This is a genomic window from Microbacterium sp. NPDC056569 (genome assembly GCF_042793475.1).
Lineage (GTDB): Bacteria > Actinomycetota > Actinomycetes > Actinomycetales > Microbacteriaceae > Microbacterium.
The window spans coordinates 42405-65939 of record NZ_JBHTUV010000020.1; the positions used below are offsets into that span (position 1 = coordinate 42405).

Annotated in this window: 24 protein-coding genes; 10 read left to right on the forward strand and 14 right to left on the reverse strand. The window is 71.7% G+C overall.

Features of this window, described 5'->3' with window-relative positions:
• The first annotated feature begins 130 nt into the window (after positions 1–130).
• Both ACFQ7C_RS18685 and ACFQ7C_RS18690 read left to right on the forward strand, forming a co-directional pair.
• Positions 131–1444 (forward strand): Nramp family divalent metal transporter, encoded by a 1314-nt coding sequence (locus ACFQ7C_RS18685; RefSeq protein ID WP_378904920.1) that lies wholly within the window; start codon positions 131–133, stop codon positions 1442–1444.
• Between the two features lie 23 nt (positions 1445–1467).
• Entirely contained in the window at positions 1468–2103 is a 636-nt protein-coding gene (locus ACFQ7C_RS18690; protein WP_378904857.1) for a metal-dependent transcriptional regulator, read from the forward strand.
• 149 nt (positions 2104–2252) lie between these two features.
• Here ACFQ7C_RS18690 and ACFQ7C_RS18695 read toward each other — a convergent pair whose 3' ends face one another.
• Together ACFQ7C_RS18695 and ACFQ7C_RS18700 are read right to left on the reverse strand one after the other, a co-directional pair.
• On the reverse strand, positions 2253–2945 hold the full coding sequence (locus ACFQ7C_RS18695) for a VIT1/CCC1 transporter family protein (protein WP_378904860.1): 693 nt from the start codon (positions 2943–2945) through the stop codon (positions 2253–2255).
• Positions 2946–3193: 248 nt separating this feature from the next.
• Positions 3194–4147, reverse strand: a complete 954-nt coding sequence (locus tag ACFQ7C_RS18700) for an SDR family NAD(P)-dependent oxidoreductase (RefSeq protein WP_378904863.1) — start codon at positions 4145–4147, stop codon at positions 3194–3196.
• Positions 4148–4187: 40 nt separating this feature from the next.
• Between ACFQ7C_RS18700 and ACFQ7C_RS18705 the strand changes: the two genes are divergently transcribed.
• A complete protein-coding gene (locus ACFQ7C_RS18705; protein WP_378904866.1) occupies positions 4188–4997 on the forward strand; it encodes an HAD-IIA family hydrolase in 810 nt (269 codons plus the stop codon).
• Positions 4998–5632: 635 nt separating this feature from the next.
• Here ACFQ7C_RS18705 and ACFQ7C_RS18710 read toward each other — a convergent pair.
• Positions 5633–6646 carry an aldo/keto reductase gene (locus tag ACFQ7C_RS18710; protein WP_378904869.1) on the reverse strand — a complete coding sequence of 338 codons (1014 nt, stop codon included), beginning with the start codon at positions 6644–6646 and terminating at the stop codon, positions 5633–5635.
• Between the two features lie 69 nt (positions 6647–6715).
• On the opposite strand from ACFQ7C_RS18710, the gene ACFQ7C_RS18715 reads away from it, so the two are divergent.
• Positions 6716–8155: a PLP-dependent aminotransferase family protein gene (locus tag ACFQ7C_RS18715; RefSeq protein ID WP_378904872.1), complete on the forward strand. Its 1440-nt coding sequence runs from the start codon at positions 6716–6718 to the stop codon at positions 8153–8155.
• Positions 8156–8164: 9 nt separating this feature from the next.
• Positions 8165–8737: a YdeI family protein gene (locus ACFQ7C_RS18720; RefSeq protein WP_378904875.1), complete on the forward strand. Its 573-nt coding sequence runs from the start codon at positions 8165–8167 to the stop codon at positions 8735–8737.
• A 116-nt stretch (positions 8738–8853) separates the two neighbouring features.
• On the opposite strand, the gene ACFQ7C_RS18725 is transcribed toward ACFQ7C_RS18720, so the two are convergent.
• The 6 genes from ACFQ7C_RS18725 to ACFQ7C_RS18750 all read right to left on the reverse strand — a co-directional run bounded on the left by ACFQ7C_RS18725 (position 8854) and on the right by ACFQ7C_RS18750 (position 14598).
• Positions 8854–9741 carry an RNA polymerase sigma-70 factor gene (locus ACFQ7C_RS18725; protein ID WP_378904878.1) on the reverse strand — a complete coding sequence of 296 codons (888 nt, stop codon included), beginning with the start codon at positions 9739–9741 and terminating at the stop codon, positions 8854–8856.
• Between the two features lie 10 nt (positions 9742–9751).
• The gene (locus ACFQ7C_RS18730; RefSeq protein ID WP_378904881.1) at positions 9752–10342 is read right to left on the reverse strand and encodes a carboxymuconolactone decarboxylase family protein; all 591 of its coding nucleotides are present in this window, start codon (positions 10340–10342) and stop codon (positions 9752–9754) included.
• A gap of 75 nt (positions 10343–10417) precedes the next feature.
• Complete coding sequence (pyrE, locus tag ACFQ7C_RS18735; protein ID WP_378904884.1) at positions 10418–10996, reverse strand: orotate phosphoribosyltransferase; 579 nt, start codon at positions 10994–10996, stop codon at positions 10418–10420.
• Positions 10997–11033: 37 nt separating this feature from the next.
• A complete protein-coding gene (locus ACFQ7C_RS18740; RefSeq protein WP_378904886.1) occupies positions 11034–11330 on the reverse strand; it encodes a hypothetical protein in 297 nt (98 codons plus the stop codon).
• A 99-nt stretch (positions 11331–11429) separates the two neighbouring features.
• Entirely contained in the window at positions 11430–12158 is a 729-nt protein-coding gene (locus tag ACFQ7C_RS18745; RefSeq protein WP_378904889.1) for a hypothetical protein, read from the reverse strand.
• Between the two features lie 142 nt (positions 12159–12300).
• Positions 12301–14598 (reverse strand): hypothetical protein, encoded by a 2298-nt coding sequence (locus ACFQ7C_RS18750; RefSeq protein WP_378904892.1) that lies wholly within the window; start codon positions 14596–14598, stop codon positions 12301–12303.
• Positions 14599–14759: 161 nt separating this feature from the next.
• Between ACFQ7C_RS18750 and ACFQ7C_RS18755 the strand changes: the two genes are divergently transcribed.
• Entirely contained in the window at positions 14760–15599 is an 840-nt protein-coding gene (locus ACFQ7C_RS18755) for an exodeoxyribonuclease III (protein ID WP_378904894.1), read from the forward strand.
• A gap of 50 nt (positions 15600–15649) precedes the next feature.
• Here ACFQ7C_RS18755 and ACFQ7C_RS18760 read toward each other — a convergent pair whose 3' ends face one another.
• The 4 genes from ACFQ7C_RS18760 to ACFQ7C_RS18775 form a co-directional block, all read right to left on the reverse strand.
• On the reverse strand, positions 15650–16267 hold the full coding sequence (locus tag ACFQ7C_RS18760) for a dihydrofolate reductase family protein (RefSeq protein WP_378904896.1): 618 nt from the start codon (positions 16265–16267) through the stop codon (positions 15650–15652).
• A gap of 30 nt (positions 16268–16297) precedes the next feature.
• Positions 16298–17017, reverse strand: a complete 720-nt coding sequence (locus tag ACFQ7C_RS18765) for a winged helix-turn-helix transcriptional regulator (protein WP_378904899.1) — start codon at positions 17015–17017, stop codon at positions 16298–16300.
• Positions 17018–17455, reverse strand: coding sequence for a VOC family protein (locus ACFQ7C_RS18770; protein WP_378904902.1), 438 nt, complete (start codon positions 17453–17455; stop codon positions 17018–17020).
• Positions 17456–17564: 109 nt separating this feature from the next.
• The gene (locus ACFQ7C_RS18775; RefSeq protein ID WP_378904905.1) at positions 17565–18440 is read right to left on the reverse strand and encodes an oxygenase MpaB family protein; all 876 of its coding nucleotides are present in this window, start codon (positions 18438–18440) and stop codon (positions 17565–17567) included.
• A 107-nt stretch (positions 18441–18547) separates the two neighbouring features.
• Here ACFQ7C_RS18775 and ACFQ7C_RS18780 point away from each other — a divergent pair, with 107 nt between their 5' ends.
• Complete coding sequence (locus ACFQ7C_RS18780; RefSeq protein WP_378904908.1) at positions 18548–19828, forward strand: sensor histidine kinase; 1281 nt, start codon at positions 18548–18550, stop codon at positions 19826–19828.
• Between the two features lie 32 nt (positions 19829–19860).
• Complete coding sequence (locus ACFQ7C_RS18785) at positions 19861–20571, forward strand: response regulator (RefSeq protein WP_378904923.1); 711 nt, start codon at positions 19861–19863, stop codon at positions 20569–20571.
• Between the two features lie 163 nt (positions 20572–20734).
• On the opposite strand, the gene ACFQ7C_RS18790 is transcribed toward ACFQ7C_RS18785, so the two are convergent.
• Entirely contained in the window at positions 20735–21304 is a 570-nt protein-coding gene (locus ACFQ7C_RS18790) for an NADPH-dependent FMN reductase (protein ID WP_378904911.1), read from the reverse strand.
• A 214-nt stretch (positions 21305–21518) separates the two neighbouring features.
• On the opposite strand from ACFQ7C_RS18790, the gene ACFQ7C_RS18795 reads away from it, so the two are divergent.
• Complete coding sequence (locus tag ACFQ7C_RS18795; RefSeq protein ID WP_378904914.1) at positions 21519–22403, forward strand: ABC transporter ATP-binding protein; 885 nt, start codon at positions 21519–21521, stop codon at positions 22401–22403.
• Complete coding sequence (locus tag ACFQ7C_RS18800) at positions 22400–23509, forward strand: ABC transporter permease (RefSeq protein ID WP_378904917.1); 1110 nt, start codon at positions 22400–22402, stop codon at positions 23507–23509. Before ACFQ7C_RS18795 ends, ACFQ7C_RS18800 begins: the two co-directional genes overlap by 4 nt.
• Positions 23510–23535: the final 26 nt, after the last annotated feature.

Here is a 23535-nt window from a genome sequence, read left to right on the forward strand (position 1 = left end):
ACGCGGCGGGGCAGCATCCGCATGCCTTCGCGCTCTTTTCGGTGCGCCGAAAACAGGATAGATTTTCGGTATGCCGAAAACTGCCGAGGATGTCAGGACGCCGACACCGCTCCAGAGCCGGCGGCTGTCGATGCCGCGCCTCGCGTGGCTGATCGGTCCGGCGCTCGTGGCGGGCGTCGCCTATCTCGATCCGGGCAACGTCGCGAGCAACATGACGGCCGGCGCGCGCTACGGCTACCTGCTCGTGTGGGTCGTGGTGATCGGCAACGTCATGGCCTGGCTCATCCAGTACCTGTCGGCCAAGCTCGGCATCGTCACCGGCCGGAGCCTGCCCGAGACGCTCGGAGACCGGATCGGCAACCGCTGGGGGCGCCGCGCGTACTGGCTGCAGGCCGAGCTCGTCGCGATGGCGACCGACATCGCCGAGGTGATCGGCGGGGCGGTCGCGCTCAACCTGCTGTTCGGCATCCCGCTGCTGTGGGGCGGCGTGATCACCGGCACCGTGTCGATCGCGCTCCTGCTCATCCAGTCGCGGCGCGGTCCGCGCACGTTCGAGTTCGTCGTCATCGGCCTGCTCGCGATCATCGCGATCGGGTTCTCGTTCGGCGTGTTCGTGGCCCCGCCCGACGGTGCGAGCGTGGTGGCCGGCCTGGTGCCGCGCTTCGATGGCACCGACTCCGTGCTGCTGGCGGCCTCGATCCTGGGCGCCACGATCATGCCGCACGCCATCTACGCGCACAGCGCCCTGGCGCGCGACCGCTTCGCCCCGGCGCCGACGACGACACGCGTCGCGCTCGGCGGCGACCGACTGATGCCGCGCGGCTCCCGCGCTGCCGACGCCCCGATCGCGGCACCGGCGGACCCGACGCTGGCCGAGCTGCGCGGCATCCCCACCCGCCGTCTGCTGCGCGCGACGAAATGGGACGTCACGATCGCGATGCTCATCGCCGGCACCGTGAACCTGTGCATCCTGCTGCTCGCGGCGGCGAACCTGGCGGGCGTCCCGGGCACGGATTCGCTCGAGGGCGCCTACGCCGCCCTCTACGCGGGACTCGGCCCGCTCGTCGCGACGCTCTTCGCGGTCGGCCTGCTGGCGAGCGGCCTCGCCAGCACCTCGGTCGGCGCGTACGCCGGCGCCGAGATCATGCACGGCCTGCTCCACATCCGCGTGCCGCTGCTGACCCGCCGCCTGGTGACGCTCATCCCCGCACTCGCGATCCTCGCGGTCGGCTTCGACCCGACGGTCGCACTCGTGCTGAGCCAGGTGGTGCTGTCGTTCGGCATCCCGTTCGCGCTCATCCCGCTGGTCGCGCTCACGGCGAACCGCGCCGTGCTCGGCGGCTACCGCAACCGCGTGTGGACGACGATCGCCGGGATCGCAGCATCCGTGTTCCTCATCGCCCTCAACGGGGTGCTCCTGTATCTGGTGCTGACGGGGGCGTGAAGCCCGCCCGGTACCCTGAATCCGTGGCCTCCCCTGCCGTCGACGACTACCTGAAGACGATCTACCACCACACCGAGTGGCAGGACGCCCGCATCACGCCGTCGCAGCTGGCCGCCGAGCTCGGCCTCGCGCCGTCAAGCGTCACGGAGATGGTGCAGAAGCTCGCCGCCCAGGGCCTCGTCACCCATCGCCCGTACGGGCCGATCGCCCTGTCGGACGAGGGTGAGCGCCGCGCGGCGGCGATCATCCGCAGGCACCGCCTCATCGAGACGTGGCTCGTGCGCGAGTTCGGGTACGCATGGGACGAGGTGCACGACGAGGCCGAGGTGCTCGAGCACGCGATCAGCGACCGCCTGCTCGAGGGCATCGACGAGCGGCTCGGCCGGCCCCGCTTCGACCCCCACGGCGACGCGATCCCGGATGCCGAGGGCCGCGTCCGCCGCGAGCCCTTCGTGCTGCTCGGCGAGGCGCCCGCGGGGCACACCGGCCGCGTGCTGCGCGTGAGCGACCGCGATCCCGAGCTGCTCCGGGCGGTCGAGTCGGCCGGTGTGGCGGTCGGCACGACGGTGACGGTGACGGATGCTGCGGCCCTGCGCATCGACGGATCCGCGGTGTCGCTGCCCGACGCCGCCGCCGACGCCGTCTGGCTGAGCGCCTGACCCCCTGACCGCCTTCCCCCTCTCTCTCTTCGGCCGAGTCGCCACAGCACGCCGGCCAGGCGACGCGTCACACGGCGAGTCGTGGCGACTCGAGGGCAGGCGCAGGCGCGGGCGTGGGCGTGCTGGAGCGGGCTGGCGGGTGCGGCGGGTCAGAAGAAGATCGTGCCGGCGAGGTAGCTGACGCCCATCGTGCCGAGGCCGACCGCGAGGCTGCGGATGAGCATGCGCAGGGCCGACAGCCGGCCGACGCCCGCCGCCACGAGCGAGGTGAGCGCGAGTGAGACCACCACCGCCACGATGATCGCCCACGTCTCGATCGCGACGGGGGCGTAGTACGTGATGAGGACCGGGATCGCCGCGCCGATCATGAACGCGATCGCGGTCTCGAGCCCGGCCCACCACGGCGCCGACCGGTGGGTGATCTCCTCGAGGCCGTGCTCGGCGTCGAGCTGGGCTCCGAGCGCATCGCGCGCCTTGAGCTGCTGGGCGACCTCCAGCGCGAGCTCGGGCGACAGCCCGCGCGACTCCCAGTGCGCCGCGAGCGTCGCGAGCTCCCCCGCCGGGTCGCGTTCGAGCTCATCCTGCTCCCTGGCCGCGATCTCGAGCTCGGACTCGCGCTCCGCCGCGACCTCGGCCCACTTCGCGCCTCCGGCGCTCAGACCACCCGCGATCATCGCCGCGATCGCCGTGAACAGCAGCAGGCGGTCTCCGGCGCCGGCGCCCGCGAAGCCCTGCAGCAGACCGGCGGTCGCGATGATCCCGTCGTTCGCGTCGATCGCCCACGAGGTCTCGCGCACCCGCGCGACGAAGCGGGCCCACATCGACGGGGCGACCTCGGTCATGCGACCTCCCGCGGTCAGTCTGACAGCCGGGGTGGCGGCATCCGTGTCCCGACACAGAATCGGAGACTCGCGACGGCACGCGGGGGAACGGATGCTGCGCGCCCGCGTGTCGCGCAGAACCTCCGATCCTGTGCGCCGCGTTCACCGCCACCGGCCGACACGGAATCGGCGATTCGCGGCGACACTCCGGGGAACGGATGCTGCGCGCCGGCATGTCCCGCAGAACCTCCGATCCTGTGCGCTTCGGTTCAGCGGGCGGACACTCGCGCGGCCGCTTCGAACGGCCACCGCAGCCCCGTGGCGGCCTCGGCGACGTCCCACAGGCGCGCGGCCACGACCGGGTCACGGGTGATCTTCGAGGCGGTCTGCCGGCGGGGCTCGCCGCGCGAGCCGGTGCGCGGGCCCCAGAACTCGCCGCCCTCGACGTCGGGATCGGTCAGTGCCCGCACGAGCGGCCACGCGCCCTGCTCCTTCGACTGCGCGATCGCGGCCTGCAGGTTGTCGGCGAACCGCTTGGCCCGCGAGGGCTCGTTGACCCCGGCGATGCCGGGCGTGCGACCGCCGGTCGAGTAGCCGGGGTGGGCGACGACGCTCGCGACCGGGATGCCCGCCGCGCGCAGGCGCCGGTCGGCCTCGAAGCCGAGCGCCGTCGTCGCGACCTTCGACTGCACGTAGGCGCGCCAGGCCGAGTATCCGTCGACGAGCTGCGGGTCGACCGGGTCGTAGGGCGTGAGCGACGTCGACATGCTCCCCACCCACACCATGCGACCCGACGCCTCGGCGAGCGCGGGCAGGAGCTCGCCGGCGAGCGCGTAATGGCCGAGCGCGTTGGTGGCGAACACGACCTCGTGCCCGTCGATCGTCGTCTCGCGCGACTTGGGCGGGTGGACGATCCCGGCGTTGAGGAGCACGCCGTCGAGGGGGCCCTTGCCGCGGACGCTCGCGGCGGCGGAGCGCACCGACGCGAGGTTCGAGGTGTCGAGGATGAGCGGCTCGGTCGCGTCCGGCGCGGCGTCGGGCACCCGCCGCCGGATCGCGGCGCGGGCCGCCGAGAGCCGGTTCGGATGGCGCGCCGACATGAGCACGCGCGCGCCGGCGCGCACGAGCTGCTCGGAGGCGAAGTAGCCGAGGCCGGCGTTGGATCCGGTCACGAGGTACACGCGTCCGGAGAGTTCGGGAAGGGTCCGGGGGTCCCACGTCACGGGAACGACCCTACGCCCGACCGGCACCTAGTCTGGACGCATGCGGACCCGCGCGGACATCGAATGCTGGCTCACCGACATGGACGGCGTGGTGGTCCACGAGAACACCCCCGTTCCCGGGGCATCCGCGCTGCTGCAGCAGTGGCGCGACCAGGGCGTGCCGTTCCTGGTGCTCACCAACAACTCGATCTTCACGCCGCGCGATCTGTCGGCCCGCCTGCGGGCCTCCGGCCTCATCGTGCCGGAGGAGTCCATCTGGACCTCGGCCCTCGCGACGGCCGACTTCCTCAAGTCGCAGATGCCCGGCGGCTCCGCCTTCGTCATCGGCGAGGCCGGCCTCACGACGGCGCTGCACGAGGCCGGCTTCATCATGACCGAGACCGATCCCGACTACGTCGTCGTCGGCGAGACCCGCAACTACTCGTTCGAGGCGATCACGAAGGCGATCCGGTTCATCAACGGCGGCGCCCGCTTCATCGCGACCAACCCCGACGCCACCGGCCCGTCGACCGAGGGCGTGCTGCCGGCCACCGGCGCGATCTCGGCGCTCATCACGAAGGCGACGGGCATGGAGCCCTACGTCGTCGGCAAGCCGAACCCGATGATGTTCCGCTCGGCCCTCAACCGCATCGGCGCGCACTCCGAGAACACGGGCATGATCGGCGACCGCATGGACACCGACGTCGTCGCCGGCATCGAGGCGGGCCTGCACACCGTGCTCGTGCTCACCGGCATCAGCGACGCCGTCGAGATCCAGCGCTACCCGTTCCGCCCCGACGAGGTGCTGGACTCGGTCGCCGACCTCCTCGACCACGAGCCCGTCGAGTCCGAAGACCCCGAGCTGCTGTAGGCGCGCGCTCCCGGAGGCGCCACGCCCGCAGCATCCGTCCCCTTGCCGCACCCTCGCCTCCCACTTCGACAGGTCAACCGGCGTTCCACCGGAGAAACGCGGCGCAGTCCTCCTGTGGAGCCCCGGTTGACCTGTCGAAGGAAGCGGACACGGATGCCTCGGGCCCGGCACCGATCCCACACACGACCTCCGTGCGCTCATAGCCGCAGCATCCGTCGCGCTGCGACAGGTCAACCACGCTTCCGCAGGAGAGTTCAGGGCATGAACCTCCTGTGGAGCCCCGGTTGACCTGTCGAAGGAAGCGGACACGGATGCCTCGGGCCCGGCACCGATCCCACACACGACCTCCGTGCGCTCATAGCCGCAGCATCCGTCGCGCTGCGACAGGTCAACCACGCTTCCGCAGGAGAGTTCAGGGCATCAACGTCCTGTGGAGCCCCGGTTGACCTGTCGAACATGCGGCGAGGGACGGATGCTGCGGGCCTGGGGCCAGCGAGAGGTGAGGTGCGGCGGGCTTCCGCAGCGCCCGCCGCACGCCCGGTCACACCGCGACGGCGGCGGACGCCCAGAGTCAGGTCGGTCGGCGACGCCAACGCCGAGGGTCACGGCCCCGACCGGCCGCGTGGACGCCGGGGTCAGGCGCCGACCGTCGCGCGGACGTCGAGGTCGGCGGCGTCGAGGCGGGCCCGCACGTCCGCGTCGAGCACGAGCTCGGACGCGGCGAGCGCCTCTTCGAGCTGCGCGACGCTCGAGATGCCGACCACCGGGATCACCGGCACCGCCGCGCCGAGCAGCCACGACAGCGCGACCTGGTTGGGCGTCGCGCCGATCTCGGCGGCGACATCGTGCAGCGCGCGCATGCGCTCGCGGTTGGAGGCGTGACGCATCGGCGCCCACATCGGCTTGTCGTCGCGGGCGAACGCCCCCTGGTGCAGCGGAGAGTACGCCGTGACGGTGAGCGGCGGGCGGCCGTCGACCCCCGCCGCCGCGACGTAATCGAGGAGCTCGACCGACACGTCGTTCGTGCGCCCGGACCCCGGGCTCGGGTAGACGTAGCTGTACCCCTGCTGCACGACGCCATAGGGGTCGACGCCCTGGCGCAGCGCCTCGTCGCGCGCCTCGATGAGGCGCCACAGCGCGACGTTCGAGATGCCCGAGATGCCGACGAGCCCCTCGCGCTGAAGCTGCCCGAAGGCGGCGACGGTCTCGGCGATCGGCGTCTCGCGGTCGTCGACATGCCCGTAGAGCACGTCGATGCGGTCGACGCCGAGGTGCTGGAGGCTCAGTCGCGCCTCGCGGGCGACGACGTCGGCCGAGAGCCCCTGGAAGTTCGTCGGCTCGACGTTCTGCAGGGGCAGCGCGGGGTCCTTCTTCGCGGCGCCGAGCTTGGTGGCCAGGCGCACGTCGCCGAGGCCGCCGCGGCGGCGGATCCAGGCGCCCAGCACGTCCTCGCTGTCGCGCCCGTGCCCGCCGACCCACGCGTTGTAGTTGTTGGCGGTGTCGACGAAGGTGCCGCCGGCCTCGGCGAAGCGGTCGAGGATCTCGAGCGACGTCCTGGTGTCGGTGCGCGTGCCGAAGAACATCGTGCCGAGGCAGAGCGTCGAGACCTCGAACGATGTCGTGCCGCTGGAGATGGTGCGGTACTGCATGATGTGCCCTTTCCGTGGTTCGTGATCCCATCGTTGATCGAGAGCGGTCCGGGAGTACGATCCGATTCCATGGCAGAAACCCAGACCAATCCGGTCGCGTGGGAGACCCTGCTCGACCTCGCCGCGTACGACGGCGCGCGCCACGTGCGGCTGGAGCAGGCGGTGAGGGATGCTGTCGCCACCGGCCGCCTGCCGTCCGGCGCCGCACTCCCCCCGAGCAGGCTGCTCGCGACGTCGCTGGGCGTCTCGCGGTGGGTGGTCACCGAGGTGTACGCGCGCCTCACGGCCGAGGGCATCCTCGAGGCCCGGACCGGATCGGCGACGCGGGTCGCAGCATCCGTCCGCGCCAGCGCGCCGCCGGCCGATCCGGAGCCCGTCGAACCGCTCCGGCGGCCCAGCTACGACCTCGCGCCCGGTGTGCCGGACCTCCGCCACGCGCCGCGCGCGCTGTGGCTGCGCGCGATGACCGAGGCGCTGGCCGAGACCCCCGACGCCGAGCTCTTCCGCCTCGACGGAGACGTGCCGGCCGCCCGCGTCGCCCTGTCGGCCTACCTGTCGCGGTCGCGCTTCGCGCGGGCCGACGCGGGCTCCGTCCTCGTCACGCACGGCGCGGCGGACGGCATGCGCCGCGTCGCCCGGGCGCTGCGCACCCTGGGGCACACCGCGCTCCTCGTCGAGGACCCCTCCTGGCAGCGCATGCGCCAGGTCGCCGCGGCGGAGGGCCTGACCTCGGTGCCGGTTCCGGTCGACGACGACGGGATCGACGTCGCGGCGCTGGTCGAGGCATCCGTCCGCACCGGCGCGCGCGCCGCCCTCGTCACCCCCGCGCATCAGTTCCCCACGGGCGTGCCGCTGTCGGCCGAGCGGCGTGACCGGCTCGTCGCCTGGGCCCGCGGGTGCGACGGCGTGGTGATCGAGGACGACTACGACGCCGAGTTCCGCTACGACCGGCGCCCGATCGGCGCGCTGCAGGCGCTGGCGCCCGATCGCGTCGTGCTCGCGGGAAGCCTCAGCAAGACGGCGACGCCGGCGCTCGGCCTCGGTTGGCTCGTGCTGCCGCCGTGGCTGCGCGACGCGGTGCGTGCCGCGGGATCGGCGGCGCCGTCGACGCTCGACCAGCTCGCGCTCGCCCGCTTCCTCACCTCCGGTGGACTCGACCGGCACCTGCGCGGCGCCCGCACCCGCTACCGCCGCCGGCGCGAGGCGCTGCTCGCCGCACTCGCTCGTACGCTGCCCGAGTGCCGCGTGTCGGGCATCGCGGCGGGGCTGCACGTCGTGCTCGACCTGCCCACCGGCGTGCACGCCGCCGACGTGGTGCGCGCCGCCCAGCCCCGCGACCTCGGCCTCACCGACATCCGCCGGTACCGCGTCTCACCCGACGCGCCGGCAGCCGAGCGCCTCGTGCTCGGCTACGGAGACCTCGCCGATCCGCTCGTCGACGAGGCGGTGCGGCTGCTCGCCGACATCGTGCGCGGGGTCGCCGCGCGCGAGGTCGGCGGCTCCCGGTAGGGTCGCGGCATGGGTGCGCTCGACGACGGCGAGATGGTGGAAGTGACGGATGCCGCGGCCTGGCGCGCGTGGCTCGACGCGAACCACCGCACCTCCAAGGGGGCGTGGCTCGTGCGGGCGCGACCGGGCTCGGGGCTCGAGGTCATCGGCTACGAGGACGCGATCCTGCAGGCCCTCTGCTTCGGATGGATCGACGGTCCCGTGCGCTCGTTCGACGACGAGCGGGGCGGCCTCTGGTTCGCGCCGCGGCGCGCAACGAGCGGCTGGGCGGCGACGAACAAGGCACGCCTCATCCAGCTCGAAGAGGCCGGGCTGATCACCGAGGCCGGCTATCGCGCGGTCGAGGTCGCCAAGGCGAACGGCGCGTGGACCGTGCTCGACAACGCCGAGGCCATGCGCGAGCCCGACGACCTCGCCGCGGCACTCGACGCCGTGCCCGACGCGCGCGCCGCGTGGGACGGGTTCCCGCCGTCGAGCCGCAAGCTCGGCATCGCGAACGTCGACATGGCGCGGCGTCCCGACACCAGGGCCGCACGCGTCGCGAAGATCGTGGCGGATGCCGCCGAAGGGAAGCGGCCGTGATCTCCGAGACCGAGCAGACGCTCCTCCTCCTGACGGCTGCGCTCATCACCCTGGGCACACTCACCGTCATCATCTGGCAGTGGTGGCGCCGCCGCGGCAAGGGCGACTGACCGGGATCAGCGGGCGACGACCGCCTCCGCGTCGACGTGCCCGAGCTTCTCGGGGTTGGCGATCGAGTACACCTGCGTGATGCGCCCGTCGACGACGGTCAGACTCACGACGCCCACGAGCACGCCGTCGAGCTCCATGCGCACGCCCGGCTGCCCGTTGACCCACGTCGACGAGGCCACGAACGTGCCCTGGACCTTCGCGAGGCCGCCCACCAGGTACCGCGCCAGCTTCTCCGCGCCGACGATCGGCCGGCGGGACGCGCCGCGGACCTTGCCGCCGCCGTCGGCGACCGACACGACGTCGGGCGCGAGCACGTCCATGAGTCCCTGCAGGTCGCCGCTGTTGAGCGCCGCGACGAGGCGCTCCACGACCGCCTCGTGCTCGGTGGCCCCGACCGTGACGCGGGGCCGGCGCGCGGCGACGTGGTCCTTCGCGCGGTGCGCGATCTGCCGGACGGCCGCAGGGGTCTTGCCCACGGCATCCGCGATCTCGTCGTACGGCACGTCGAAGACCTCGCGCAGCACGAACACCGCCCGCTCGGCAGGGCCGAGCGTCTCGAGCACCGTGAGCATCGCGATCGAGAGGTTCTCGGCGAGCTCGACGTCGTCGGCCACGTCCGGACTCGTGAGCAGCGGCTCGGGGAGCCACTCGCCGACGTACTCCTCGCGCCGCCGCGACACCGTGCGCAGGTGGTTGAGCGCCTGCCGCGTCACGACGCGCACGAGGTAGGCGCGCGGCTCCTGCACGGCGTCACGGTCGATCGCCGCCCACCGCAGCCACGACTCCTGCAGCACGTCCTCGGCGTCGGCGGCAGAGCCGAGCATCTCGTACGCGACCGTGAACAGCAGGCCCCGATGCGTGACGAACGGGTCGTCGACGGCGGCTGTGCTCATGAGCGGGAGCCTACGCGGAGGCGCCGACGGCAGGTCGCGCGGCGAGCGGCGGCAGCCCGCAGGCATCGGCGAAGTGCTCGGAACGGATGCCGAGTGCGATGTTCATCCGCGCCGACATGTTCATGAACGCCACCCGGGCGGCCAGCTCCACGAGCCCCGCCGGCCCGAGATCCTCGAGCAGCGCAGCGGAGAGCTGGTCCGTCACGGCGGGCGGGGTCTGGCTCGCCGCCTCGGCGTACTCCATCACCCGGCGCTCGAGCGGTGTGAACAGCGTCGACTCGCGCCACCGCGGCACGTCGCGCACCTTCGCTGCCTCCACATCGCGGTCCCGCGACATGAAGTAGTTGAAGTCGAGGCAGAAGCTGCAGCCGATGGTCGCCGCCGCCGCCATCGCGGCGAAGGTCGCGAGGCTCGCGTCGAGCTCGTGCCAGCCCTCGATCTTCCGCCCGATGCCCATCGAGTCCTTCATGACGCCGCGGTGGTGCCACAGCACTCCCAGGGAGTCGGGTACGCGGCCGACCATCCTGCGCGCGGCGAACCTGATGAGCGCGCCCTGCGCGCCGGTGATCTCGGCCGCGGGGATGCGGGTGTCGCTGGTCATGTCTACCTCCGTGTCGAATGGGTCCTTCGACATGGAGACACCGGCCGCCGGCGGTGTGTGACAGCCCGCAGAGAATTACTGCGGGTCGAGCCCCAGATCATCGAGGTCGATGGCGGCGAGCCACTGCAGACCCTCGGCCTCGACGGCCGCCTGCGCGCCGGTCTTGCGGTCGACGATGACCGCCACCGCAACGGGCTCGGCGCCCTCGCGGCGCAGCGCCTCGACGGCCTTGAGAGCCGACTGGCCCGTGGTCGAGGTGTCTTCGACGACGACGACGCGCTTGCCCGCGACATCCGCCCCCTCCACCTGGCGCCCGCGGCCGTGGTCCTTCGGCTCCTTGCGCACGACGAACGCGTCGAGCGGCTTGTGGGTGCGCGCGGACTCGTGCATCACGGCGTTGGCGATCGGGTCGGCGCCGAGGGTGAGTCCGCCGACGGCCACGATGCCGTCCACATCGCGGATGAGATCGAGCATGATGCGCCCGATCGAGGGGGCCGCGCGGTGATCGAGCGTCAGCTTGCGCATGTCGACGTAGTACGTCGCCTTCTTGCCGCTCGAGAGCGTGAAGTCCCCGTGGAACACCGCCTCGTCCTGGATCAGCGCGATCAGGTACTGGCGGTCGGCTTCGAGCTGCGGCGTGGAGGCGGCGGTCATGCCCTCGATTTTACGGATGCTGCGCCCCGGCGCCCGCTCAGGAGCCGATGGGGACCAGCTTCTTGTATGTCGTCGAGAAGCCCCACTTCTGCGCCGAGCCCCGGTAGCCGCAGGATTCGCCCGCGTAGATGATCCCGCCGGAGTTCGTGATCGACCACGCGGTCGAACGCTGCGCCGCCAGGCACGCCGTGCTGGTCGTGTAGCCCCACTTCACCACGGTGAACGACTTGTACGCCATCGTCGCGGCCTGGGCAGGCGCGGCGGCGGCGATGCCCGCGCCCGAGGCGACGCAGACAGCGAGGATGCCGGCGAGCAAGCGGTTCTTGACGGTCATGGTGCCCCTTCTCCAGCTGGTGGCGCCCAGTCTTGCACAGCCGCGCCGGCTCTCCGTCCGTGGCTCCGCTGCCATGCCGTTCCCGGCGCGAGGGAGGGGTCACTCGTCGATCGGGCGCCCGCTCAGCATCGCGACGTCGCGCGGTGTCGCGCGGGAGGCGACGGCCTCGCGGCGCTCGTCCTGCCCGGTGGCACCCGGCGGCAGCAGCGCCGCGACGGCCCGCGACACGTCGGGGTCGGCGTCGCCGTCGGCGAGGGCGTCGGTGCGGGAGAGCGCCAGGCGGGCGGCAGCGGCTGTGCCGGCGTCGGACGAGTCCGCGAGGCGCTCGAGCGCCGGCTCGGCGGCGCCGATGACGCCCGCCCCGAGCAGGCTCTGCACCACGTCGCGATCGCGCAGGTCGGCGGCGAGCGCCGCGTCGTCGCCGGCGGTGCGCACGAGGACCTCAGTGTTCGAGGTGAGCGTCTCGCCCGGTCTCACGCTGAACCCGGCGACCACCTCGTAGCGGCCCGGCGCGGGGAACAGCGGGGTGCTGCCCTCGGAGATGAGGGGCACCGCGGCGACCAGCCGCTGTCCCGCGGCGAGGTCGACGGACCGAGGCGCCGAGTCGGCCGGCCAGGGCCACAGGGCACGGGCGACGCGCCGATCGGGTCCCGTCACCTGCAGCTCGAGATCGCCCTCGATGAGGTTGAGCCGCGCGCTGACGGTCGCCGCGGAGCCCGTCGCCACGAGTTCCACCTCGGCGAACGCGATGCGATCGAGCGGCACCGATCCCGCCGGCAGACGCAGCCGCAGCTCCAGCCCGGCGTCATCGTGCGCATCGGATGTCACGGCACAATCCTTCCCCTGCGGGGCTGCATTGTCGAGAAGCCTCACAGCGGTCGAGACACCACGCGTCTGATGGTGTCTCGACCGCTTGCGGGTTTCTCAGCGGTGCGCAGCTGACCGGCCTCGGCGGTCGCGCACCACCCGGTCAGCGACCCTGCGGTGCGACGAAGTCCGCCGCGATCTGCTCGGCGGCAGCGACGTCCTTCCCCGCGGCCGACCGTGCTCCGCCCTTCGCGCGCGCCTTGATCGCGGCGACGGTGTCGGCGACGACCGGCGCGTTCTTCTCGGTCGGGCTCGCGACGGTGACCGCGAGAGCCGCCGCCCGTTCGGCCGACCGGCCGGCCAGCGCCAGCTCGAGGAAGTGCGCGGCCTCGTCCGGCGCCGCGTCCCGCAGGCCGCGGGCGCGGACGTCCGTGAACGACCGCGCGAGCGCGTTCGCGAGCACGAGCGCCCCCGCCGCACCGGTGTCGGTGTCGCTGTGCTGCTCGGCCAGGTCCGTCAGGACCGCCCGGGCGGCAGCATCCGTCGCGAAGTCGCCCAGGGCGATCGCGCGCCCGACACCCGGTGTGAGCGTCTTCGCGCTGATGTCGACCTCGGCGTCGGAGGCGGGCCCCCGCACGTCGATCGTCACCGGCGCGGACTGCACGGTCGTCACCGGGTCGACCTCGAGCTGTGCGACGACCGTGTGGCGTCCGGGCTCGGTGAAGGTCACACCCTGGTTCGTGAAGAACACCTGGACGTGGTTGCGGATCGACTCCCCCGGCTGCAGCACGGTCGTCGGACGCGGGCCGCAGCCGATCGCGACGTCCACCAGATGCTCGAGGGAGCGATCGGGCGACGTGTGCAGGAAGACGAGGTCCCCCTCCGACAGGTTGATCAGCGTGGTGACCGTGCGCGGCTGGTCCGACACGTTGGTGAGCACCACCTCGGCGGTGACGTACTCGCCGACGAACGCCTGCGCGGGCATCGTGACCGTCAGCGACAGCGCCTCATCTCCCGTGTCGCCCCCGAGGCCCGCCACGTCGACCGGTGCCGGCAGGCCCGCCGAGAGGTTGCCGTGACCCCACCCGAAGTTCTTCCAGCCGGGACGCACCTGCGGGTCCGGCGAGTGGATGAGCGACGTGCGGTCGTGCTGCGAGAACACGAACGACGCGTTCCCGGGGTACGGGTTCGCTGCCGTGGCGAAGCCGATGACATCGCCTGTCTGGTTCATGATCTCGGTGCCGATGCCCGGGTTGTGGACGTCGTGCTTCGGGTGCCACAGGTTGAACGCGTGCCCGGCCTCGTGCACCAGCGTGCGCAGGAACGCCGCAGGAACCTCGTCCAGCGGCCGGTTGCGCGCCGCGGCGGCGATCGTCGAGCCACCGCCCAAAGTGGCGTCGGCGAATCCGGCGGCCCCCTCGCGCGGCACGGTGTCGTCGTCGAACATGATCCCGAACAGACCGCCCTGCGACGATCCCACGAACAGCCACAGCCGCCACTGCTCGCCGCTGACCGCCTGGCGGTGGCCCGACATGAGCGTCGCCAGCTCGGCGTTGGTGAGGTCCGCGTCCTCGGGCACGTTGATCTGGTCGGTGACGACGGTGACGTCCCATCCGGCCGTGGCGTAGACGGAGCGCACCGTGGCGGCCGCCCCGGAGCCGATCGTGGCGGATGCCGGGAAGACGCGGTTCACCATGGCATCGACCTCGATGCGGCATCCTCTGTACATCGGCGACGTCTTCTTCGCGGTGACGTTGGTGACCGTGCCGCCGATCGAGAGCGTGCCCGTCATGGTCTGCGACGGGCCCAGGACGGTGGAGGTCGTCGTCACGACGAGCGGCCGCCGGCAGCGGAGCGTGAGCGTTCCGGTGTCGGTCGAGACGAACTCCTGCGTCGTGCGGTTCCACAGGTGCCGCACGATCTGCACCGTGAGAGTGCCGCTGTCGTACGTGGCGCCGTTGGAGCGGAAGTACCAGGAGTACTCCGACTTCGGGAACGCCGGATACGAGCGCAGCGGGAACGGGAGGAACTCCGACAGGATCGGCGGATCGTCCTCGGCTTCGCCGGCGTCGCGTGCGTCGGCGTCGACGCCGCCGCCACCCGCGAGCGGGCCCCCCGCGAGCGGTCCCGGATCCGGGATCGGGATCGGGAACGGGCGCTGCACCTCGATCTCGCCGAGCACGGGCGGGAAGATCCGCCTCGAGTAGATGTCGCCCGAGATGCGCAGCGAGGACGCGCCGACCTCGATGCGCATCGCACCGCGCACCTCGGGGCCGAACACCGTGCGTCGCTCGAGCTCGATCAGCCACGAGCCGTCCAGGGTGCCGATGGGGCACGGGCGGGTCAGCAGCTCCGGTCGGATGACCGGCCCGACGACGATCTCGCCGTCGGCGTCGAATTCGAGGGGCGCGTCGTCAGTCGCGGCGGAGGCCGCGTGGCCGCAGCCGCAGTCGTGGTCCATGGTGGTCACTCTCTCTCCCGGCCGCGGACGCGGCCGCTGACAGAAAGGAGAATCCTCCGTCGGGCACTGATACGCCAGGGGTCCCGGCGCGCCTTCTCTCAAGGCTTCGCGGGCACCGCCCGGTCCGCTGGACGTCCGCGGCCCGGCCTAGGCTTGACCTCATGCGCCTGGCCACCTGGAACGTCAACTCGATCCGCGCGCGGGTCGACCGCATCGTCGACTTCGCGGTGCGCGAGCACATCGACGTGCTCGCGATGCAGGAGATCAAGTGCAAGACCGAGCAGTTCCCGTTCGACAGGTTCGCAGAGGCCGGGTATCACGTCGAGGCGTACGGCTTCTCGCAGTGGAACGGCGTCGCGATCGCCAGCCGCGAGCCCCTCACGAACGTGCGCACCGCCTTCCCGGCCATGCCCGGATTCGAGAAGGGTCACAACGGCCCCGACGCCCCGCAGGAGGCGCGGGCGATCGGTGCGACCGTCAGCGGTGTCGAGGTCTGGAGTCTCTACGTGCCCAACGGCCGCTCGCTGGGCGACCCGCACTACTACTACAAGCTCGACTGGCTGTCGGCTCTCACGCAGTACACGGCCGAGTCGCTGGCCGCGAACCCCGACCTCGCCCTCGCCCTGGTCGGCGACTTCAACATCGCGCCGACCGATGCCGACAACGGCGACCCCGCCGTCGTGCCGGGATTCTCGACCCACGTATCGCCGCCCGAGCGCGAGGCGTTCGCCGCGCTCCAGGCGGCCGGCGCCCTCGACGTCGTGCGTCCGCTGATCCCCACCGGCTACACGTACTGGGACTACAAGCGCCTGAAGTTCCCCCGCAACGAGGGCATGCGCATCGACTTCATCCTCGGCTCGCACGCGATCGCCGACGCGGTCACGGGTGCGACGATCCACCGCGACGAGCGCAAGGGCGAAGCCCCGAGCGACCACGTGCCGGTCGTCGTCGACCTCGACCTCGAGGGACCCGACGACGACGATCGCCCGATGATCTTCTGACGTGGCGGATGCTGCGGGCCGCAGCACCCGTCAGCCCCGAGCTTCGGGGATCAGTCCTCCGGGCCGACCTCGCCGGTCTGCGGCGCGCCCGGCGCGGGCCCGTATCGCAGCTGCAGCACGCCCAGCGGGCCGGTCACCGCGGGCTCGAGCAGCGTGACGTTCGCGGGGTGCGCGCCGTCGGGGAACACCTTCTTGCCCTGACCGAGCACGACCGGGTAGACCCACAGCGTCAGCACGTCGAACAGCTGCTCCTTCAGCAGCGTCTGCACGAAGTCGACGCTGCCGATGACGTGGATGCTCTCGTGCTTCTCGCGCAGCGCCTCCACCTCGCGGGCGAGGTCCATGCCGAGCTGCGACGACCCCTCCCACTCGAGGGTGGGCAGGCCGCGCGAGGCGACGTACTTCGGTGCGCTGTTCAGGGCGTCGGCGATCTTCCCGGACTGGTGCGGCCAGTAGCCGGCGAAGATGTCGTACGTCCGCCGTCCGAGCAGCAGCGCGTCGAGCTCCGAGATCCCCTTCCAGATCGAGGCGCCGATGGCCTCGTCGGGGAACGGCGCCTGCCACCCGCCGTACGGGAACCCGTTCGACGGATCCTCCTCCGGGCCGCCGGGGGCCTGCGCGACGCCGTCGAGCGTGGTGAACAGGTCGATGTAGATGCGACCGGTCATGGCCGCCTCCTTCCATGCCGGGGCGCGCACTCAGGCGACGAGCACGACCCCGGGGTCGATGGGGATGTGGAACGTCTGGGCGAACCGCTCGAGCAGCGTCCCGTCGCCCGCGACGACAGCGAGCACGTCCTGGTCGATCGCGTCGGCCGGGGTCAGCTCGCCGGAGATGAGGCGACGGATGCCGGGACCCGCCGCGAAGATCAGGTCGGGCTCTCCGGCGGTCGAGGCCTGCGTCCCGAGCCGCGGGTCGACCGGACGCCCTGCCGGCTGGAGCTGCGCGATGCGCAGCCCGGAGGCGTCGACCTGCACGCGCAGCACGACGTCGCCCACGTGCAGCTCGTAGTCGGCGGGCGGGAGGGTGGCGGCAGCATCCGTCCGGAATGCCGTCCGGAGCGCCATCGTGAGAGAGTCCGCCGTCACGACGTCGTCGGGCTGCGGTTCGCCCATCTTCTGGAACCCCCACCGGCCGAGGGCCAGCACGATCGGCTCGAGCTCGCGCCCGTACGGCGTGAGCTCGTACACGAGCCCGCAGTGCAGCAGCGGGACGCGGCGCACGACACCGCCCTCCTGCAGCTCCTTGAGCCGCGTGGAGAGGATGTTGGTCGGGATCCGGGGCAGGCCCTGCTTGAGGTCGGTGTAGCGGCGGGGACCGACGAGCAGATCGCGCACGATGAGCAGTGCCCACCGTTCCCCGATCAGCTCGACGGCCGTCGTGACCCCGCAGTACTGCCCGTAGCTGCGGGACGCCACTTACGCCTGCGCCTGCTCCGCCATGTAGGCCTCGGGGCCCTTGGCCGCCGCCTCGGGGTCCATCCACATGAACTGGACGCCGTTGCCGTCCGGGTCGATGAGGTCGCGCGCGTACATGAAGCCGAAGTCCTGCGGCTCGCCGGGTGCGGTGCCGCCGGCCGCGACGCCCGCCTCGACGATCCGGTCGACGTCCTCGCGGGTCTCGCGACTGATCGACAGCAGCACCTGCGCGTGCGTCCGGGGGTCGGCGAACTCCTTGTCGGTGAACGTCGCGAAGTACTCCTTCGTGAGGACCATGAAGAAGATCTGGTCGCTCCACACGATGCACGCGGCATTCTCGTCGGTGAAGAGCGGGTTCAGCGCGCAGCCGAGGGCGGTGTAGTACGCCTTCGAGCGCTCGAGGTCGTTCGTCGGGATGTTGACGAAGATGTGCGTCATTGCCTTGCTCCTCCGTGTCGGGCTTCGTGTGTGCGTGCCTGCGCGACCATGGTTGCAAAAAGCAAGTTTGCTTGTCAATAGCAAGTAAATGGCGAACGGATGCTGCGCCTCACGGCTTCGCGTGAGGCACGGGGCATCCGGGCGCGAACGTCCCCATCCGCTCGATGTCGAAGCCGTTCGGATAGCTGCGGATCCGGGGCAGATCGATCACGTGGAGCGGCGTGCGGCGCTTCGGCAGCACCGCGACCGCCCGAGCCCGCAGGCGGAGCGCGCCGGCCGACAGGCGTCGCGCGACCCGCCCGGGATCGCGGTAGCCGAACGCCCGCAGCAGCGGCGGGTCCATGAGCGCCCGGCTGAACACCTCGACGACCGGCGCGAAGAGACGTGGGTAGAACGAGACGAGCAGCGCCAGCGTCCGATCCGCCACCCGCGCCGACGCGGAATCGTACGCGAAATGCTCCCGCTCGTAGTCGTCCATGAGCGCGGCGAACTCGGCGTACGTCTCGGGAATGTCCTTGATGCCCATGTGCCGGCCGAGGCTCTGGTAGTACCGCACCGACGCGAGCCGCTCATCGGCCGTGAGCGGCCGCCATCCGAACGCGTGCAGCCAGCGCACCGGCACGACGACGAACGTCGACAGCACGTACCGCATGTCGTCGTTCGAGATGTCGTACATGCGGTGCATCTGGTTGATCCGCCGGATCGCCGCCCGGCCGCGCGGGCTGTCGAAGCCGCCGAGCAACGGCACCTCGAGCAGCAGCGACGTGTCGTCATACCGCTTCTGCGTCGCCCGCTCGAACTCCCCCGTCTCGTCGAGCAGGAGGCCGATCGACGGCACCGCATAGGTGCGGAACAGCGCGAAGCTCAGCGACTGATTGAGGTCCCACGCGAAGTCGTAGGTGCCGAGATTGCGGTAGATCTCGACGAACTGGGTCTCGGGGTCGAGCCCCGCATTGCGGTCGTGCACGGGATCCCCTGTCGACACGAGGTGAATGCTCGCTAACTTACCCGGCGAAGGCACCGGGGCGCAGCACCCGGGTTCTCCGTCGCGCGGGGGATGCCGCCGCGCCTGCTCCCCCGTAGCGTGGAGGGATGTCCGACCTGCCTTCCGCGCCCCCGGCGCGGCGCCCCGCGCCGACGGCGGGCGAGTTGCGCAACGACGTCTGGCTCGCCGGTGCGCTCTTCGTCGCCGCGGTGATCAGCACAGCCCTCGGCTCGGTCGCGGGCATCTACGGCGCCGACGCCACCGCCGGCATGCAGTGGGCGCTGCTCTACAGCTTCGGGCTCACCGCCCCGCTCGCCGTGCGGCGGCGGTTCCCCGAGATCGTCGTGATCGCGATCGCCGTCGTGTTCTTCATGGGCGTGACCTTCCGGATCCCCGACCTCTACGTCTCGAACATCGCCATGTTCATCGCGATGTACACCGTCGGCGCCTGGGTCGACGACCGCCGCCGTGCGATGTGGGTGCGCATCGGCGTGATCGTGGCGATGTTCGTGTGGCTGCTCATCACGATGTTCCAGGCGGCGATCGATCCGTCCGACGAGAGCCTGTCGCGCGCGGGCCTGTTCTCGCCGTTCGCTGCGATGATGCTCATCCAGCTGCTCATCAACGCCGGGTTCTTCGGCGGCGCCTACTACATGGGAGACCGCGCGTACGCCGCCGCGATCGCGCGCGCCGTCCTCGAGGAGCGCACGCACGAGCTCGAACGGGAGCGCGAGGTGACCGCGGCCCAGGCTGTCGCGCTCGACCGCGTGCGCATCGCGCGCGAGCTTCACGACGTCGTGGCGCACCACGTCTCGGCGATGGGTGTGCAGGCCGGTGCCGCGCGTGCGGTGCTGGATCGGGATCCGGATGCTGCGCGCACCGCGCTGCTCGGAGTCGAGACGTCCGCCCGCTCGGCGCTCGTGGAGCTGCGCCAGCTCCTCGAGACGCTCCGCACTGCGGGCGCCGACGCCGAGGGCGGTTCGACCGTGCACCTCTCGGCGCTCGCCGAGCTCGTCGCCCATGCGAACGAGAACGGCCTGACCACGACGCTCACGATCGTCGGCGACCCGGTGGACCTGCCCGAGCTCGTCCAGGTGAACGTGTACCGCGTCGCACAGGAGGCGCTCACCAATGCCCGCCGCCACGGCGGCCCGGATGCCACCGCCGACGTCCGCCTGCGCTACGCGCGTGATGCCGTCGAACTCGAGGTCGTCAACACCGGCCGCGCCGTCACCGCTCCGATGCGGCCGGGACTCGGCCTCGTCGGCATGCGCGAGCGCGCCGTCGCCTCGGGCGGCGAGCTCGAGGCCGCGCCACGCGCCCGCGGCGGGTTCCTGGTGCGGCTGCATGTGCCCTTGGCCGTTCCCGCCGAGGCGGTCGGGGCGTGATCCGGGTGCTGCTGGTCGACGACCACGCCGTGATGCGGGCGGGCTTCCGCATGATCCTGGAGTCCGCGGGCGACATCACCGTGGTCGGCGAGGCGTCGACCGGCGTGGAGGCGGTGGCGGCAGCATCCGATCTGCGTCCTGACGTGATCTGCATGGACGTGCAGATGCCCGACATGGACGGCCTCGAGGCGACGCGGCGCATCGTGTCGGACCCGTCGGGCGATGCGGCGGTCGTCGTGGTGACGACGTTCGACCGCGACGACTACCTGTTCGACGCGCTCGCGGCCGGCGCGAGCGGGTTCCTGCTGAAGAACGCCGGCCCCGAGGAGCTCATCTCGGCCGTGCGGGTGGCTGCGGCCGGCGACGCGCTGCTGGCGCCCGAGGTGACGCGCCGCGTGATCGCCCGCTTCGCTGCCGCGCCCGATGCCGAGGCCCGCTCGACCCCCTCCCTCGACCCCGAGACGTCATCCGACGGCCGAGACTTCAGTTCGCGCTCGCAGTCTCGGCGCGCCGATGGAGTCTCGGCGGTGAGGGTCGCGGCGCCTCCGGCGGTCGAGCTCACCGAGCGCGAAGGAGAGGTGCTGCGGCTCGTCGCCCAGGCGATGAGCAACGCCGAGATCGCGCAGCGGCTCTACATCGGCGAGGCCACCGTGAAGACGCACGTGTCGAACGTGCTGCAGAAGCTCGGCGCCCGCGACCGGGTCGCCGCCGTCGTCTACGCGCACCGCCACGGCCTCGCCTGACCCCGCCTGCTCCAGGCGACCACCGGCATCACGTGGGCGCACCGGGGCGGGAGGGTGAGACGACGGATGCCCCGGACCCGGCGCCGCGAGGGGCGCCAGGTCCGGGGCAACCGGGGTGCTGGAACGGGAACATCGGCCTGGGTGGGGCCGACCGGGGGAAGGATCAGGCGGCGACGGGGACCGCGGCGTAGCGGTCGACCAGGGCGCCGAAGGCCTGGAGGTAGCCGATGAGGAAGTCGGCGGTCTGCTCGCTGGTGACCTCGCCGGTCTCGGTGAACAGGCCGGGCGTGGTCTGGACGTAGCCCTCGGGCTGGCCGAGCGTCGGAGCGTTGTAGTGGCTGAGGATCGCCTTGAGGTGCTGCTGCGCCGCGGCGGTGGCGATGCCGCCGCCCGAGGTGCCGATGACGGCGGTGGGCTTGCCGTCGAACGAGCCCTGACCCCACGGGCGGGCCGACCAGTCGAGGGCGTTCTTCAGCACGCCGGGGATCGAGCGGCTGTACTCGGGCGTGATGATGATGACGCCGTCGACGTCGGCGATGGCCTGCTTGAAGTCGCGGGCGACCTGGGGGAAGTCGGCGTCGAAGTCGGGCGAGTAGAAGGGGAGGTCCTTGATCGGGATCTCGACGAGGGTGGTGCCCTCGGGGGCGAGACGCTCGAGGGCCTTCGCGAGACGACGGTTGATGGAGGTCGACGAGATGCTGCCGACGATGTAGCCGATGGTCCGCTCGGACATGTGGGTTCTCCTAGAAAAAAGCAGAGGCGTCCCCGGTGGGGACCACCGTGGACGTTCCACATCCATGCAAGCACATGCACGCCGCATCTATTCCGGCGCATGAAAGATCTCTCATCCCCCGCACGGCGGACCCGGTCGAATCCTCCCCGCGGGGGAGGCCCCGCAGGGCTCGCATCCGTAGCGTCGATGACAGGGGAATCGAGAGGAGACACGGATGCTGCAGCTTCGCGGTATCGGCAAGAGCTACGGGGGGCGGCGCGTGCTCGACGACGTGTCGTTCGACGTGCGGCCCGGCCGGCTGACCGGCTTCGTCGGCGGGAACGGCGCCGGCAAGACGACGACCATGCGGATCGTGCTGGGGGTGCTCGCGGGCGACGCCGGCACCGTCACGCTCGACGGCGCTGAGGTGACGGCCGCCGACCGCCGGCGCTTCGGCTACATGCCCGAGGAGCGCGGGCTCTACCCGAAGATGAAGGTGCACGAGCACATCACCTACCTCGCGCGACTGCACGGCTTCTCGAAGACGGATGCTGCCACGCGCGCCCGCGCGCTGCTCGAGCAGCTCGGACTCGGCGAGCGCTTGAACGACAACGTCGAGACGCTGTCACTCGGCAACCAGCAGCGCGCGCAGATCGCCGCGGCGCTCGTCCACGACCCGCAGGTGCTCATCCTCGACGAGCCGTTCTCGGGCCTCGACCCGCTCGCGGTCGACGTCGTCGCGGGCGTGCTGCAGCAGCGCGCCGCGGCCGGCGCCGCGGTGCTCTTCTCGTCGCACCAGCTCGACGTCGTCGAGCGCCTGTGCGACGACCTCGTGATCATCGCCGGCGGCACGATCCGCGCGGCCGGTGCCCGTGACGCCCTCCGCGCCCAGCACTCGACCCGCCGCTTCGAGCTCGTGTCGGCCGGCGACGCCGGGTGGCTGCGCACCGAGCCCGGCGTCGAGGTGCTCGACTTCGACGGCGGCTACGCCGTGTTCGACGCCGACAGCGACGAGACCGCGCAGCGGGTGCTGCGCCGGGCCGTCGCACAAGGGGATGTCGCGAGCTTCGCGCCGCAGCATCCGTCCCTCGCCCAGATCTTCAAGGAGGTCATCCAGTGAGCACCACCGACACCCGCCGCGGCGGAAGCGCTTTGGGCGCAGGGCAGGCCATCTGGCTCGTCGCCGAGCGCGAGATCGGCTCGAAGCTGCGCAGCAAGGCGTTCGTCATCTCGACGGCGATCCTGTTCATCGGCGCACTGGCGATCGTCATCTGGGGCGGCTTCCAGGCCGCCAGCAACACCGGCACACCGGTCGCGGTGACCGCCGACGCGCAGCAGTACGTCGCCGACGCGCAGGGGCTGGACGTCACCGACGTCGCCGACCGCGCCGCCGCCGAGGCGCTCGTGACGGACGGCGAGGTCGATGCCGCGGTCGTCGGCGACACGTCGTCGCCGACCGGGTTCGCGGTCATCGCCGAGTCCTCCGCGCCGACGTCGCTGCTCCTGCAGCTCGCGCAGGTGCCGCCGGTGGAGCTGCTCGCCCCCGAGGAGGGCAACGCCGCACTCGGCTACATCGCTGCGATCGGGTTCGGCATCGTGTTCCTGCTCGCCGCGTCGCTGTTCGGCGGGACGATCGCGCAGAGCGTCGTGGAGGAGAAGCAGACCCGCGTGGTCGAGCTGCTCATCTCGGCGATCCCGGTGCGGTCCCTGCTGGCGGGCAAGGTCATCGGCAACACGGTCCTCGCGATGGGCCAGATCCTGATCCTGGCCGCCATCGCGATCATCGGCCTCACCGTGACCGATCAGACCGCGCTGCTGCAGGGGCTCGGCGCCCCCATCGCCTGGTTCGCGATCTTCTTCCTGTTCGGCTTCATCCTGCTGGCGTCGCTGTTCGCGGCCGCCGCCTCGATGGTGTCGCGTCAGGAGGACATCGGCTCGACCACGATGCCTTTGACGATGCTCGTGATGGCGCCGTACTTCCTCGTCATCTTCTTCAACGACAACCCGCTGGTGCTCGCGATCATGTCGTACGTGCCGTTCTCGGCGCCGGTCGGCATGCCGATGCGGATCTTCCTCGGTCAGGCGCAGTGGTGGGAGCCGCTGCTGTCGATCGCGATCCTCATCGCGACCTGCGTCGCGGCGATCCTCATCGCGGCCCGCATCTACGAGAACTCGCTGCTGCGTATGGGCGGCCGCGTGAAGCTCGCGGAGGCGCTCGCCGGCTGAGGCGCGGATGACGGATGCCTCGACCC

Bases quoted from the DNA above. Each gene is read 5' to 3' on its own strand.
- ACFQ7C_RS18685 (WP_378904920.1), top strand. From the start codon at position 131: ATGCCGCGCCTCGCGTGGCTGATCGGTCCGGCGCTCGTGGCGGGCGTC.
- ACFQ7C_RS18695 (WP_378904860.1), bottom strand. From the start codon at position 2,945: ATGACCGAGGTCGCCCCGTCGATGTGGGCCCGCTTCGTCGCGCGGGTG.
- ACFQ7C_RS18705 (WP_378904866.1), top strand. From the start codon at position 4,188: ATGCGGACCCGCGCGGACATCGAATGCTGGCTCACCGACATGGACGGC.
- ACFQ7C_RS18710 (WP_378904869.1), bottom strand. From the start codon at position 6,646: ATGCAGTACCGCACCATCTCCAGCGGCACGACATCGTTCGAGGTCTCG.
- ACFQ7C_RS18715 (WP_378904872.1), top strand. From the start codon at position 6,716: ATGGCAGAAACCCAGACCAATCCGGTCGCGTGGGAGACCCTGCTCGAC.
- ACFQ7C_RS18720 (WP_378904875.1), top strand. From the start codon at position 8,165: ATGGGTGCGCTCGACGACGGCGAGATGGTGGAAGTGACGGATGCCGCG.
- ACFQ7C_RS18725 (WP_378904878.1), bottom strand. From the start codon at position 9,741: ATGAGCACAGCCGCCGTCGACGACCCGTTCGTCACGCATCGGGGCCTG.
- ACFQ7C_RS18730 (WP_378904881.1), bottom strand. From the start codon at position 10,342: ATGACCAGCGACACCCGCATCCCCGCGGCCGAGATCACCGGCGCGCAG.
- pyrE (WP_378904884.1), bottom strand. From the start codon at position 10,996: ATGACCGCCGCCTCCACGCCGCAGCTCGAAGCCGACCGCCAGTACCTG.
- ACFQ7C_RS18740 (WP_378904886.1), bottom strand. From the start codon at position 11,330: ATGACCGTCAAGAACCGCTTGCTCGCCGGCATCCTCGCTGTCTGCGTC.
- ACFQ7C_RS18750 (WP_378904892.1), bottom strand. From the start codon at position 14,598: ATGGACCACGACTGCGGCTGCGGCCACGCGGCCTCCGCCGCGACTGAC.
- ACFQ7C_RS18755 (WP_378904894.1), top strand. From the start codon at position 14,760: ATGCGCCTGGCCACCTGGAACGTCAACTCGATCCGCGCGCGGGTCGAC.
- ACFQ7C_RS18760 (WP_378904896.1), bottom strand. From the start codon at position 16,267: ATGACCGGTCGCATCTACATCGACCTGTTCACCACGCTCGACGGCGTC.
- ACFQ7C_RS18770 (WP_378904902.1), bottom strand. From the start codon at position 17,455: ATGACGCACATCTTCGTCAACATCCCGACGAACGACCTCGAGCGCTCG.
- ACFQ7C_RS18780 (WP_378904908.1), top strand. From the start codon at position 18,548: ATGTCCGACCTGCCTTCCGCGCCCCCGGCGCGGCGCCCCGCGCCGACG.
- ACFQ7C_RS18785 (WP_378904923.1), top strand. From the start codon at position 19,861: ATGCGGGCGGGCTTCCGCATGATCCTGGAGTCCGCGGGCGACATCACC.
- ACFQ7C_RS18790 (WP_378904911.1), bottom strand. From the start codon at position 21,304: ATGTCCGAGCGGACCATCGGCTACATCGTCGGCAGCATCTCGTCGACC.
- ACFQ7C_RS18795 (WP_378904914.1), top strand. From the start codon at position 21,519: ATGCTGCAGCTTCGCGGTATCGGCAAGAGCTACGGGGGGCGGCGCGTG.